The organism is Paenibacillus tritici, assembly GCF_018207515.1.
Lineage (GTDB): Bacteria > Bacillota > Bacilli > Paenibacillales > Paenibacillaceae > Paenibacillus_AQ > Paenibacillus_AQ tritici.
Window position 1 is genome coordinate 3,236,127 of sequence record NZ_CP073365.1, and the last position, 12,706, is coordinate 3,248,832.

The 12,706-nt window shown below is 54.2% G+C and carries 10 protein-coding genes; 9 read left to right on the forward strand and 1 reads right to left on the reverse strand.

Annotated features, from left to right (window positions below; all coding sequences use genetic code 11):
* Positions 1 to 12: 12 nt before the first annotated feature.
* The 7 genes from KDC22_RS13560 to KDC22_RS13590 all read left to right on the forward strand — a co-directional run bounded on the left by KDC22_RS13560 (position 13) and on the right by KDC22_RS13590 (position 5,356).
* Positions 13 to 450 carry a YlbF/YmcA family competence regulator gene (locus KDC22_RS13560; protein WP_211723416.1) on the forward strand — a complete coding sequence of 146 codons (438 nt, stop codon included), beginning with the start codon at positions 13 to 15 and terminating at the stop codon, positions 448 to 450.
* 42 nt (positions 451 to 492) lie between these two features.
* The gene (locus KDC22_RS13565; protein ID WP_173126238.1) at positions 493 to 756 is read left to right on the forward strand and encodes a YlbG family protein; all 264 of its coding nucleotides are present in this window, start codon (positions 493 to 495) and stop codon (positions 754 to 756) included.
* 167 nt (positions 757 to 923) lie between these two features.
* A complete protein-coding gene (locus KDC22_RS13570; protein ID WP_211723417.1) occupies positions 924 to 1,403 on the forward strand; it encodes a MarR family winged helix-turn-helix transcriptional regulator in 480 nt (159 codons plus the stop codon).
* Between the two features lie 149 nt (positions 1,404 to 1,552).
* Entirely contained in the window at positions 1,553 to 2,809 is a 1,257-nt protein-coding gene (locus KDC22_RS13575; protein WP_211723418.1) for an MFS transporter, read from the forward strand.
* Positions 2,810 to 2,902: 93 nt separating this feature from the next.
* Positions 2,903 to 3,379, forward strand: coding sequence for a hypothetical protein (locus tag KDC22_RS13580; RefSeq protein WP_246553555.1), 477 nt, complete (start codon positions 2,903 to 2,905; stop codon positions 3,377 to 3,379).
* An 84-nt stretch (positions 3,380 to 3,463) separates the two neighbouring features.
* Positions 3,464 to 4,363 (forward strand): selenium metabolism-associated LysR family transcriptional regulator, encoded by a 900-nt coding sequence (locus tag KDC22_RS13585; RefSeq protein WP_173126247.1) that lies wholly within the window; start codon positions 3,464 to 3,466, stop codon positions 4,361 to 4,363.
* A 69-nt stretch (positions 4,364 to 4,432) separates the two neighbouring features.
* Positions 4,433 to 5,356: a PHP domain-containing protein gene (locus KDC22_RS13590; RefSeq protein WP_211723419.1), complete on the forward strand. Its 924-nt coding sequence runs from the start codon at positions 4,433 to 4,435 to the stop codon at positions 5,354 to 5,356.
* Between the two features lie 1,378 nt (positions 5,357 to 6,734).
* Here the strand turns inward: KDC22_RS13590 and KDC22_RS13595 are convergent.
* Positions 6,735 to 8,621, reverse strand: a complete 1,887-nt coding sequence (locus KDC22_RS13595) for an Rqc2 family fibronectin-binding protein (RefSeq protein WP_211723420.1) — start codon at positions 8,619 to 8,621, stop codon at positions 6,735 to 6,737.
* A 188-nt stretch (positions 8,622 to 8,809) separates the two neighbouring features.
* Here KDC22_RS13595 and KDC22_RS13600 point away from each other — a divergent pair, with 188 nt between their 5' ends.
* The gene (locus KDC22_RS13600; RefSeq protein WP_211723421.1) at positions 8,810 to 11,620 is read left to right on the forward strand and encodes a calcium-translocating P-type ATPase, SERCA-type; all 2,811 of its coding nucleotides are present in this window, start codon (positions 8,810 to 8,812) and stop codon (positions 11,618 to 11,620) included.
* Between the two features lie 114 nt (positions 11,621 to 11,734).
* Positions 11,735 to 12,571 (forward strand): diaminopimelate epimerase, encoded by an 837-nt coding sequence (gene dapF / locus KDC22_RS13605; RefSeq protein WP_211723422.1) that lies wholly within the window; start codon positions 11,735 to 11,737, stop codon positions 12,569 to 12,571.
* Positions 12,572 to 12,706: the final 135 nt, after the last annotated feature.

The window sequence follows — 12,706 nt, forward strand, 5'->3', positions numbered from 1 at the left end:
GAGTTGAAGTTCATGAGCGTAGCGGAAATGAATACGGTTGATATGGCCGAAGTGCTGACATACGCCTATGAATTAGGCGATATGATTAATCAATCCGCAGAAGTGTCGGATTACTTATACTGGAAGGGCCAGGTGGATACCGATCCCGAAATCCAGGCCATAATCAAGCGGCTGCAGGGCAAGAAGGAGCTGTTTGAGGAGACACAGCGGTTTGGCCATTTTCACCCGAACTATCACTCGGCCAAGGATGAGGTTGCGGCCGTAGAACGGGAGCTCGAACAGTTCGAAGCGGTAGTTCGGTTCAAGAATGCGGAGAAGACGCTGGATGATATTCTTCATTCCATGTCTGAGGCGATCGCATTCTCGGTATCGGACAGTATCAAGGTTCCAAGCAATGACCCGTCCCCCAAAGGCGGATGCGGCAGCGGCGGCAAATGCTCTTGCGGATAAGCTGACCCATGAATAGACAGAGAAAGAGAGGCGGATGAGCTTATGTTTGCGGAACGGACAGGTTATATCGTATGGGTCAGCGACGTCAAGGCGGCGCGCAACCTGGAGAAATACGGAACACTGCACTATGTATCCCGTAAAATGCACTATGCGGTAATGTATGTCAATGCAGAGCGCGCCGAGGAAGTTATGAAGAATGTCCGCAGACTTTCCTATGTGCGCAAGATTGAGCGTTCTTACCGCAATGAGCTTAAGACAGAATATACCAGCAACGGACCGGACAAGTCCCGGTATTTCGGTCTGTAATTCATTATAGCAGTTACTTGGACAGGCGCCGCTGGGCGTCTGTTTTTTTGAAAATATAAGAATGTATAGGTTTCTCATGATAACTTATCCTTATATTTCTCGCTGAAACGAATACCGTGCTTATCAAAGGACGGCAAAGCCGTTTCCGCTTGAGCGGAGGGTTGGCAATGAATAAAGAGGAGCAGGTATTAACAGCTTTCCGGGACTTATTCAATAAGTTAAGCTGGCTGAACAAAGCCAAGATGGAATCCAGTCTTAAGGGCAATAAGCCTTCGGAGGTACATTGTATTGAATACATTGGGAGAAATGCAGATTCTAACGTGACCAGACTTGCCGAGTCCTTGTATATGACCAGGGGGGCCATAAGCAAAATTACCCAGAAGCTCCTGCACAAAGGTCTGATCGAGAGCTACCGGAAGCCGGGGAATCATAAAGAAATTTATTTCAGGCTTACGGCCGAGGGGCAGTCCATTTACGACATCCATGATAAGCTGCACCGGGAGTTCCGGGAGCGGGACCGCCCTGTGTTCGAGCAGGTGACCGCCAGCCAGTATGACAGTATGATCAGCTTCATGGAGAAGTACAGCAGACATTTGGATGAAGAGATTAAGCGGCAGGAGCTGGACAACAATCCCGAATCTACTTGAATAGGAAAACAATAAACCGAAGCAGCCGGACTCTATAGAGAGCAGGCTGTTTTTTTATTGTATAATTTTTGTTTCCAAGGAACCAAAAACGTGATAGAATATTATTGTTTCTTAGGAAACATAAATCAATTTCTGAGGAGAGTCGTGAAATGTCCATTTTCAGATCAGATCAACCGTCCAATAAACGCCAGCATACAGGACAAAAGGTAGACAAACACGCGCTAATCTTCGGCCTTATCTCTGTATTTTTGTGCGGAATAGGCTTCAGTATCATAGCTCCTGTTGTCCCGTTCCTGGTACAGCCTTATATAAGCGATCCCGGAAAACAAGCGGTAATGGTTACGATGCTGACTTCTGCGTATGCTGCCTGCGTGTTTTTTGCGGCTCCCGTACTCGGTGCTCTAAGCGATAAATACGGACGCCGCCCCCTGCTTTTAATCTGCTTATTGGGTTCTGCCACCGGGTACTTCATTTTCGGGCTTGGAGGGGCGTTGTGGGTGCTGTTTGCCGGGCGGATTATCGAAGGGATCACAGGCGGGAGCATCAGCACGATATTCGCCTATTTTGCAGACATCCTTCCGCCGGAGCAGCGGACAAAGTACTTTGGCTGGATGAGTGCGGTGGTAGGGGCAGGTACCATTATTGGACCGTCAGTGGGCGGATTGCTGGCCAGGTTTGGTTACTCGGTGCCCATGTATTTCGGAGCTGCTGTAACTTTGGTGAATGTGGGGTACGGATTCTTGTTCATGCCGGAGAGCCTGGAGAAGCAGAAAAGACTGAAGGAAATCTCATGGATGAGGCTGAATCCCTTCACGCAGCTTGCCAATCTCATGTCCATGAAGAACTTGAACAGGCTGCTTGTCTCCGCATTCCTGCTGTGGATACCGAACGGATCGTTGCAGGCTATCTTTTCACAGTTTACCTTGGATAATTTCAGCTGGAAGCCGGCGGTCATCGGACTTATGTTCTCGATTATGGGTCTGCAGGACATTCTGTCACAAGCATTCATCATGCCCAGGCTGCTGCAAAAATACAGTGACAAACAGATAGCCATTCTAGGAATGGTCTCGGAAATTGCGGGCTACGGTCTGTTTGCGTTGTCTGCCTTGTTCTCCTTCTATCCTCTTTTTATCGCAGGTATGTTTATCTTCGGTTTCGGCGATTCGGTCTTCGGGCCTTCATTCAACGGGATGTTATCCAAGTCTGCCGCTGCCGTCGAGCAGGGACGGGTTCAAGGGGGCAGCCAGTCGATTCAGGCGCTGGCAAGAATGATCGGGCCGCTGATTGGAGGACAACTTTATGTATTGCTGGGACCCGCAGCACCTGCTTTTATGGGGATGATTCTCATAATGGCGGCTATCCCCGTGCTGTATAAGATCAACCGGACCGGATTATTGCCGAAATAGGCATACAGGAGATTCCGCACAGCCGGACTGCCGGGGATCGCGGTATGCTTGAACAACAGCCGTCAATGCGGTAAGATTGACAACAATAAGAGCATGCCAAGACCCTTTTACGTGGAGTGTGATGACAATACAATGCAGGGCAAGGGGATGGACTGGTGGGGGGTATACGAACCCTTCCATATCGTGCTTAATAATTACCGGATTGCTGACATTGTGCTTACCCGGCATGCGAAGGACCGCTACGCGAACCGGATTGCCCAGGAGGACAGCGGGAACGGCGAGGTGACCGTCTGGATCTGGCAGGCCCTGAAGCAGAACCGGCTGAGGCCTTACTCGAACAGTGAATATAACGCTTATCTGATCGACAATGATACGGTGATCGTGGCTGATTTCAGGCAGCTTGAGGGCGTAACCACCCTCGCCGGAGAGCCGCTGTATGTCATGATAATCGTGTCCTTTCTCGGCAAAATATCGGTGATTCCGCAGCTCCGGGATCTCAAGAAATACTACTCCTGGCTGCGTCATTCCCGGCGGATCAAGCTGTCGAAGAAACGCCGCAGGCGCAAGTAGGATACCAAGAACCAGGGAGGCATGCGGCTTAGGGCTGCGTGCCTTTTTGCTGGAAATATACGATTAACAAAGGAGCAGTAACGTATGAATTTTCATCAGCTTCATATTTTCTATACCGTATCCGAACGGGGCAGCTTCTCGGCGGCGGCACAGACCCTGCATATGACCCAGCCGGCGGTGACGATGCAGGTCCAGGCGCTTGAGGATTATTTCGGAACCAAGCTGTTCGACCGGTCCACCAAAAAAATCATGCTCACCGAGGCCGGTCTCACGCTGATGCCGTTCGCGCTGCGCAGTATGCAGCTGATGCGCGAGACGGATCAGGCGATGTCGGCCTTCACTCACATGCTGGAGGGCCGCCTGCAGCTGGGAGCCAGCCTGACCATTGGGGAATATGTGCTTCCCCGCCTGCTGGGGCCTTTCGGCAAGGAATATCCGCACATCTCCATCATGATGAAGGTGATGAACACTTCACAGATTATGGATGAGATCAACAAGCACCAGCTGAATTTCGGGCTGATTGAGGCGCCGGTAACCCACCCGGATATGGTGATTGAACCGGTAATGGGCGATGAACTGAAGCTGATCGTGCCCCGGGATCATCCGCTGGCCAATCAGGCTGAAGTGACTCTGGAGGGGGCGCTCGCCTATCCGTTTGTCCTGCGCGAGCGCGGCTCGGGTACAAGACGGGTGATGGAGGAGCAACTGGAAGCCAAAGGGCTTGATCCTGCCGCCATGCGGATTGTGATGGAGCTGGGCAGCACCGGAGCTGTGAAGTCAGCGGTAGAGGCCGGGCTGGGGATCACGATCATCTCGACCTCCTCGGTCAAGCATGAAGTGGCACTCGGCCTGCTGAAGATTGTCAATCTGGCGGACGCGTCGTTCAAACGGCAATTCTATGCCATTCATCTGAAATCGACCCTGCTGCCGATCTCGGCGGTGACCTTCCTGAACTTCCTGCGCCAGCATACCGGCGGACAATAGAGGACAATAGCATAAGAATAACCGTATAAGAATAGCTGTATAGACCGATCTGAAGAACGGAGGGATTCTATGAAAGATCATAACAGTCATACCGAGCCGTCACAGGCTGAGGCCCACACGCAGGACACTGCTGATACCGCAGGGAGATGCGATCTGCACACCCACACACAGGCCTCGGACGGCATGCAGCCGCCGGCCGAGAACGTGCGGCTGGGCTTTGAGAAGGGGCTGGCCGCGCTAGCCATTACCGACCATGATACGCTCAGCGGTGTTGCGGAAGCGCTGGAGGCGGGCAGGCAGTATGGAATTACCGTGGTTCCCGGTGTAGAAATCAGCACACGTGCAGGCGGCAAGGAGATCCATGTTCTCGGTTACTATATTGACACTGAGCAGGAGCTCTTGCTGTCCCGGCTGGAAGAACAGCGCAATACCCGGCTCGGGCGCAATGAAGCGATTCTGGAGAAGCTGCGCGGGCTGGGCATTGCGATCACCCTGGAGCAGGTGGTGTCAGGGCTGGGGCGGGAGCTGAAGCCGGATGAGAGCATTGGCCGCCCGCATATCGCCGATGAGCTGGTCCGGCTGGGCGCGGCAGTGGACATGCGGGATGCTTTTGACAAATATCTGGCTGAAGGTGCGGCGGCTTATGTATCTCCTCCGCGCATCACACCGGAGGTGGCCTGCCGCTGGATTCGTGAAGCGGGTGGTGCGGCTGTCTTGGCGCATCCCGGTATTTATGGCGATGATGAACTGGTGCGCAGCATTGTGGAGCAATGTGATCTGGACGGCATCGAGGTCTACCATTCCGACCACGGTCCTGCGGAGCATGCCCGTTACCTGTCACTGGCCGAGGAATTCGGCCTGCTCGTTACCGGCGGCTCAGACTTCCACGGTGCGCGGCAGGGCGTTGTTTTTCATGGGGAAATCGGCAGCGTGAGTGTGCCTGCTGCTGTGCTGGCGCAGCTGAAGGCCGGGATAGGGAAGCGGTTAGGGTAAGGGATTAGAGTAGGAGTAAGGGTAGCAGTTGGAGTAAGGGTAGCAGTAGGAGTAATAATAGTAGGAGTAAGGGGAATGCTCAAAAGTAAGGATTAAGAGTAAGGAGTAAGAGTAAGAGTAAGAGTAAGGAGTAAGAGTAAGAGTAAGAGTAAGAGTAAGGAGTAAGAGTAAAGGATAAGAACAAAGCTTAAGGACAAAACACAAGAACGAAGCATAAGAACAAATCAAGAACAAGCAAGAACAAAGCAAGAACAAAGCAAGAACAAAGCAAGAACAAAGCAAGAACATAGCAAGAACAATCAATAACAAAGCAAGAACAAAGCAAGATCAAAGCAAGAACAAAGCAAGAACAAAGCAAGAACAAAGCAAGATCAAAGCAAGAACAAAGCAAGATCAAAGCTTAAGGGCCTTGGAAGACTTAGAGTAGTTCAGAAGAAAACTTGGGAGCCACTGCACAGGAGGCCAGCGCAAATCCGGCCAAAGTAGGCTGGATGAGAGAATGAAGTGTATAAGTGCACCTCATTTCGATCAAAGTGGGCTGAATGAGAGAATGAAGTGTATAAGTGCACCTCATTCCGATCAAAGTGGGCTGGATGAGAGCATGAAGTGTATAAGTGCACTTGATTCCGGCCTAGGTGGACTGGATGAGAGAATGAAGTGTATAAGTGCACCTTATTCCGGCCAAGGTGGGCTGGATGAGAGAATGAAGTGTATAAGTGCACCTGATTCCGACTAAAGTGGGCTGGATGAGAGAATGAAGTGTATAAGTGCACCTGATTCCGCCAAAAGCGGGCGGAGTGTAGAAAACAAAGGGATAAATCCCTCCGAATCCGCCAAAAGCGGGCGGAGTGGGTAAAGCAAAGGGATAAATCCCTCCGAATCCACCAAAAGTGGGCGGAGTGGGTAAACCAAAGGGATAAATCCCTCCGAATCCGCCAAAAGCGGGCGGAGTGGGTAAACCAAAGGGATAAATCCCTCCGAATCGGCCAAAAGTGGGCGGAGTGTAGAAACCAAAGGGATAAGTCCCTCCGAATCCGCCAAAAGCGGGCGGAGTAGGGAATTCAGAGCGATAAAAGGATTGGATGAATAAATCGGATGACTTGCAGCACCGGAAATCCAAGGGTATACCGCCGGAAATCCGTGAGTATACCGTCGGAAGTCCAAGGGTATACCGCCGTGACGACCAGCTTCAAATACAAATCTAAAAAACCCCCGTCCGACAATGGGCGGGGGTTTTTTAGATTTTGTTGTGAGATTAGAAGTGTCCAGACAGCGATGCAGAGGGTTACCGGCGCAGCTATAGAAGGCACAATCAGAATTCCTTCGCAGTCAGTTGTCCTTCTGTGAGATCCGGCATGTGCCGACTGCGCCAGGAGTCTTAGCTCCGGAGAACATTCGGCAGACGCTTGATCCGCTCTTCATCCGGTGTGACGAACAGCGTCCGCTGATGATCATAGATGACGAAGCCGGGCTTCGCTCCGCTGGGCTTGCGGACATAACGGATCAGAGTGCAGTCAACCGGCACGCTGCTCGATTGCTTGGCCTGGCTGAAGTAGGCCGCAAGCTGTGCAGCTTCCTCCAGTGTGGCATCGCCGAATTCTTCGCTGCGGATCACCACATGCGAGCCCGGAATATCCTTGGTATGCAGCCAGGTATCATTCGGAGAGGCCAGGCGGTTGGTGACATATTCATTTTGCAGATTGTTTTTGCCGACATAGATATCCACTCCTTCAGAGGAAGTGAACACCTGCAGCGTGGGTCTGGCGGCCTTCTTTTTCTTTTTGCCTTTCTTGCTGCGGTCACGCAGGTAACCCTGACTGACCAGCTCCTCGCGGATCTCCTCAATGTCATTCAGTGAGGCGTGGGCGAGCTGCTGGAGCAGCAGCTCCATGTAGGCAATCTCTTCATGTGTCCGCTGCACCTGCTCCCCGATCACCCGCAGGCTGTTCTTATACTTGTTGTACTTCTTGAAATACCGCTGTGCATTGTCCGTAGGGCTTAGAAGCGGGTCCAGCGGAACGGTAATCTCCGCCTGGTCCTCATCATAGTAGTTGACTAGCCTGGCTTCCTTGTCGCCCTTCTTCAAGGTGTGCAGGGAAGCGAACAGCAGCTCACCCCAGATCCGGAACTGGTCTGCATCCTGGGCTTCATCCAGATCCTTTTGCAGGTTGGCCAGCTTCTTGATGTTCTTGGCGCGCTCGTTGCTGAGGAAGCGGATGAGGTCGCTTACCCGCTGCTTGACGGTGTCCTTCTCTGCCTTGTCTCCGTAGTAATCCTCCAGGCACAGGCTGATGGAGCTGTAATGCTTCACATTCCCGCCCATCACCCGCAGCGCAATAGCAGAGAAGATTGGCTTACCCTTGGCATTCAGCCCGGTAACCGGGGAGAAGTCCTGCTTCCGGACAGGCTCCATTACGGAATCGAAGGCTTGCCATAGCTGCTCCGGCTTGTCGGTTCCGCTGGTGTATTCTTCAGCGGCTCCCCCAAGCTCCTTATACCGGTGGACGATCTCACCGGCGATCAGCGGACTAAGGCCGCTGAAGGCATGGACCAGCCACCCGGCCGGGTCGGCTGAAGGGGAGGGACCCCCGGAGCCGTTGGCCTTCGGAGCCTCAAGGGAGGCCAGCAGTCCTGCGATTTCGCCTTCGATCAGGTCTTCCTCCGGCTCCTCCGGATGCTCGGCTGCGTAGAGAACTGCTTCTTCTGCCGCTGCCATCAGCGCGGTGAAGCCGGCTTTGCTGATCTCCAGCGGATTCAGCTTATGCTGCTGCGGCGGCTGGGTATAGGCGGCTCCCGGCATCACTACCCGGTAGCTGCTGATTGACGGGGTCACATGATGAATGCCGTCGATAATTGTTCCTGTGGACAACTCGGTCAGAATGATATTGCTGTGCCGTCCCATCAGCTCAATAATGATTTTTTTGGCGGAGACATCCCCCAGCTCGTCGCGGGTTCTGATGGTGATATGGATAATCCGCTCCAGGCCCACCTGGGTAATGCTCTCGATGGTCCCTCCTTCACAATGCTTGCGCATCAGCATGCAGAACATCGGCGCTTCGGACGGGTTGATGCTGCTTCTCTCGGTCAGATGGAGCCGGGGATAGGTCGGGTTGGCGGACAGCATCAGCTTGCCGCCTCCGCCTGCACCGCGGAGCGTGAAGATTAGGTCATGTGTGCTGGGTTGATATATTTTGCCGACGCGTGCACCGATGAAGGGCTGAAGCTCATGCACGATCGCTTGGGTAACAATGCCGTCTAATGCCATGATAAAGTTCTCCTGTCGCCTAATAATAAAGTACTCCCTCTATGATGCCACACTTTCACCGGTTCGCGCAAAAGGAAGCCGCCGGCGGTGATATTTTGGGACGACCATGAATACACTTGGACATGAACAGGTGGAAAAGCTGTGCGCCGCCGGAAGTCAAGAAACGACCGGGAGGGGAAAGATTAGTCATGGAACAAAAAAGCTGGCACCGGCTCGGTGCTGAGGAGCTGCAGGAGATGTTCGGCGTTCATCCGGGAACGGGCCTGAACGCCGAGGACGCCGCCGCAAGACGCAAAGAGAGCGGGTACAATGAGCTGTCTGAGGGCAAAAGGGTATCCCCCTTTACGCTGCTGCTCAATCAGTTCAAGGATTTCATGGTACTGGTGCTGATGGGGGCGACACTGGTATCCGGCCTACTTGGCGAATATCTTGACGCGATTACGATTGTTGCCATTATTCTGCTTAACGGGGTGCTCGGGTTCGTGCAGGAGTTCCGCGCCGAGCGTTCACTGAGGGCGCTGAAGCAGCTCTCCGCACCTACCGCCAAGGTGCTGCGCGGCGGGAAGCAGGAGGTGCTCCCGGCCAAAATGCTGGTTCCCGGAGATATTGTCCTGCTGGAGAGCGGGGACCGGATTCCGGCGGATATCCGCTGGCTCCAGTGCAGCGGGATCTATGCCGAAGAGTCGGCGCTGACGGGGGAATCCCTTCCTGTCTCCAAGCATGCCACCGCTATTCATGCCGAAGACATTCCGCTGGGCGACCAGAAGAACATCGGCTTCATGGGTACGATGGTGAACCGGGGGACCGGCCGGGGAGTCGTCATCCGCACGGGTATGGCTACCGAGATGGGCAAGATTGCCGATCTGATCCAGAATACCGAATCACAGGAGACTCCGCTGCAGCACCGTCTGGAGCAGCTCGGCAAGATTCTGATCTACGTCTCGCTGGGGCTTACCATTGTTGTGGTTCTGGCAGGGATTCTGCATGGACAGCCCGCAACAGCGATGTTCCTGGCAGGCGTGAGTCTGGCAGTGGCGGCGATCCCCGAAGGCCTTCCCGCGATTGTGACGATTGCGCTCGCTCTGGGGGTCCAGCGGATGATCAAACGTAAAGCAATCGTCCGCAAGCTGCCATCGGTAGAGACCCTGGGCTGCGCCTCCGTAATCTGCTCGGATAAGACGGGAACGCTCACCCAGAACAAAATGACAGTCACACAGGTGTGGAATGCGGGGCGGACGTTCGAGGTATCAGGAGAGGGATATGCTCCGGTAGGGAATGTAATACAGAAGGGCAGGCCTGTGGATCTGAAGAACGACCAGAGCCTTCGGCGCATGCTCCAGGTGGGGGCTCTATGCAGCAACGCAGAGATCTATGAAAGCATCCCCGAGACACGCGGCAAAAAGAAAGGCAAAGGGGCCGATGCGGACAAAGGGGCGAAAGCGGAGCCTGTCTGGGAACTGAAGGGAGATCCGACCGAAGGTGCGCTGGTGGCCTTGTCCGCCAAAATGGGGCTGACCGCCCAATCCCTTGCTGTGACCTATACCCGGGAAACAGAGTTTCCATTCGATTCCGAGCGTAAGCTGATGTCGGTCATTGTGAATCATCCCGGCGGGAGGATGATTTGCACCAAAGGCGCACCCGATGTGCTGCTGAATTGCTGCACTTATATGCTGTGGGAGGGCGGTGTTGTTCCCTGCACGCCGACCTTGCGGCAAAAGGTGCTGGAGGCCAATGAAAAAATGGCTTCAGGTGCGCTGCGCGTGCTCGGAATGGCTTACCGTGACATGCGGAGCGGAGAGGTAGCAGGCAGCGAGAAGGAAGCGGAGAGCCAGCTTATCTTCGTGGGGCTGGCCGGAATGATCGATCCCCCGCGCAAAGAAGTGCGCGATGCGATCAGCGTCACCCGCCGGGCCGGAATCAAGACAGTAATGATTACCGGCGACCATGGAACCACCGCAGAGGCCATTGCCCATCAGCTCGGCATTCTGCAGCGCGGCGGCACGGTCCTGACCGGCACCCAGCTTACCCGGATGGACGACGATGCGCTGGATAAAGTATCGGACAGCGTCTTCGTATATGCGAGGGTATCGCCGGAGCATAAGCTGCGGATCGTGAAGTCGCTGCAGCGCCACGGCCATGTCGTAGCGATGACCGGCGATGGTGTCAACGATGCGCCTGCGATCAAGGCAGCCGATATCGGAATCTCGATGGGCATTACCGGCACGGATGTCACCAAAGAGGCTTCATCCCTGATCCTCGGGGACGATAACTTCTCGACCATCGTGGCGGCGATTGAAGAAGGCCGGAATATCTATGAGAATATCCGCAAGTTCATCCGTTACCTGCTGGCCTCGAATGTCGGCGAGATTCTGACCATGTTCTTCGCCATGATGCTGGGCCTGCCGCTGCCGCTGGTGCCGATCCAGATTCTCTGGGTCAACCTGGTGACGGACGGTCTGCCCGCTATGGCGCTGGGGGTAGACCAGCCGGAGAAGGATTTGATGGAGCATAAGCCGCGCGGGGCGAAGGAGAATATTTTTGCCCGGAGACTGGGCTGGAAGATTATCAGCCGCGGACTGCTGATCGGCCTCTGCACCCTGGCCGCCTTCTGGCTGACCCTGCGGACCGATCCGGGCAGCGCACAGCAGTTAGTCCGTGCGCAGTCGGTAGCTTTTGCAACACTGGTCATGGCCCAGCTCATTCACGTATTTGACTGCCGCAGCTCACGGTCGGTATTCTACCGGAACCCTTTCCAGAACAAATATCTGGTCCTGGCCGTCCTGTCCTCTGTCGTGTTGATGCTCGCTGTTATGTACCTGCCTGTGCTTCAGCCTGTATTCAAGACCGTTCCGCTCAGCTTCCGTGAATGGTGTCTGGTGCTGGTGATGGCCGGTATCCCTACCTTCCTGATGGGGGCGGGCAGCGTCTGGGGCGGCATGAAGAACCGCAGCCGCAGCGGCGGGGGCCAAATGATAAAAAGTACAAAGTTTTCAGCATAAAATGAATAGCATCTCCCCGCTCCTATAAGGTATGCTGGTTTCACTGAGAAGCTTGGTTTATGATGAATCAGGTTTGTGTTGAGGCTGATATTACTTATAGGAGTGGACCTGACAATGGAATTCACAAAAATGCACGGATTAGGCAATGATTTTATTATCGTATTCGGTGAGGATGAGCTGCCGGGCAACGCCCCGGAGCTGGCAGTTACGCTGTGCAACCGGTTCTTCGGCATCGGCGCAGACGGACTGGTGTACATTCTGCCCTCGCAGCGCGGCGATTACATGATGCGAATCATGAATTCCGACGGCTCTGAAGCAGAGCAATGCGGCAATGCGATCCGCTGCGTATCCAAATACGTATATGAGCATGGTCTGGTGGAGTCCGAGCAGCTTGTCATTGAAACCATCGGTGCCGGAGAACAGAAGGTAACCCTGAAAGTAACAGACGGGGTAGTAGAGAGCGTGACGGTGGATATGGGCGAGCCGGTCCTGTCGGGACTGCAGATTCCTGTCGCCGTCGACGCTGAGCCTGTGCTGAACCATCCGATTGAAGCGGATGGAGCTGAGTTCAACTTCACGGCGGTCTCGATGGGCAATCCCCATGCGGTCATCTATGTGGACGATGCGGTCTCCTTCGATCTTGGCACATGGGGGCCGAAGCTAGAGGTTCACCCGCTCTTCCCGCGTAAAGTAAATGTGGAGTTCGCCACCGTGGTTAACCGCGGGCATGTGGACATGCGTGTCTGGGAACGCGGTGCCGGACCTACTCTGGCCTGCGGAACAGGAGCCTGCGCGACCCTGGTCTCCTCCGTGCTGAACGGAGTGACGGACCGTTCGGCGGTAATCAGCCTGAAGGGCGGCGACCTGTTCATTGAATGGAATGAGGAAGACAATCATGTATACATGACCGGTCCTGCACAGGTTGTATATACAGGCTCGGTGGATATCTGAACCCGTTATAGATTCATAACCGCATATACAGAATGCCCCGCGAGCCGGTAGCTTGCGGGGCATTTTTGTTGAAATAGAAGTAAACGGGCAACGTCCTTTAAGAGGACGGCGAAGTCGCTTCTACTTGTTCGTCTC

What these genes read in the sequence shown, in the direction of transcription:
- KDC22_RS13560 (WP_211723416.1), top strand. Translation starts at nt 13, where the DNA reads ATGAGCGTAGCGGAAATGAATACGGTTGATATGGCCGAAGTGCTGACA.
- KDC22_RS13565 (WP_173126238.1), top strand. Translation starts at nt 493, where the DNA reads ATGTTTGCGGAACGGACAGGTTATATCGTATGGGTCAGCGACGTCAAG.
- KDC22_RS13570 (WP_211723417.1), top strand. Translation starts at nt 924, where the DNA reads ATGAATAAAGAGGAGCAGGTATTAACAGCTTTCCGGGACTTATTCAAT.
- KDC22_RS13575 (WP_211723418.1), top strand. Translation starts at nt 1,553, where the DNA reads ATGTCCATTTTCAGATCAGATCAACCGTCCAATAAACGCCAGCATACA.
- KDC22_RS13580 (WP_246553555.1), top strand. Translation starts at nt 2,903, where the DNA reads ATGCCAAGACCCTTTTACGTGGAGTGTGATGACAATACAATGCAGGGC.
- KDC22_RS13585 (WP_173126247.1), top strand. Translation starts at nt 3,464, where the DNA reads ATGAATTTTCATCAGCTTCATATTTTCTATACCGTATCCGAACGGGGC.
- KDC22_RS13590 (WP_211723419.1), top strand. Translation starts at nt 4,433, where the DNA reads ATGAAAGATCATAACAGTCATACCGAGCCGTCACAGGCTGAGGCCCAC.
- KDC22_RS13595 (WP_211723420.1), bottom strand. Translation starts at nt 8,621, where the DNA reads ATGGCATTAGACGGCATTGTTACCCAAGCGATCGTGCATGAGCTTCAG.
- KDC22_RS13600 (WP_211723421.1), top strand. Translation starts at nt 8,810, where the DNA reads ATGGAACAAAAAAGCTGGCACCGGCTCGGTGCTGAGGAGCTGCAGGAG.
- dapF (WP_211723422.1), top strand. Translation starts at nt 11,735, where the DNA reads ATGGAATTCACAAAAATGCACGGATTAGGCAATGATTTTATTATCGTA.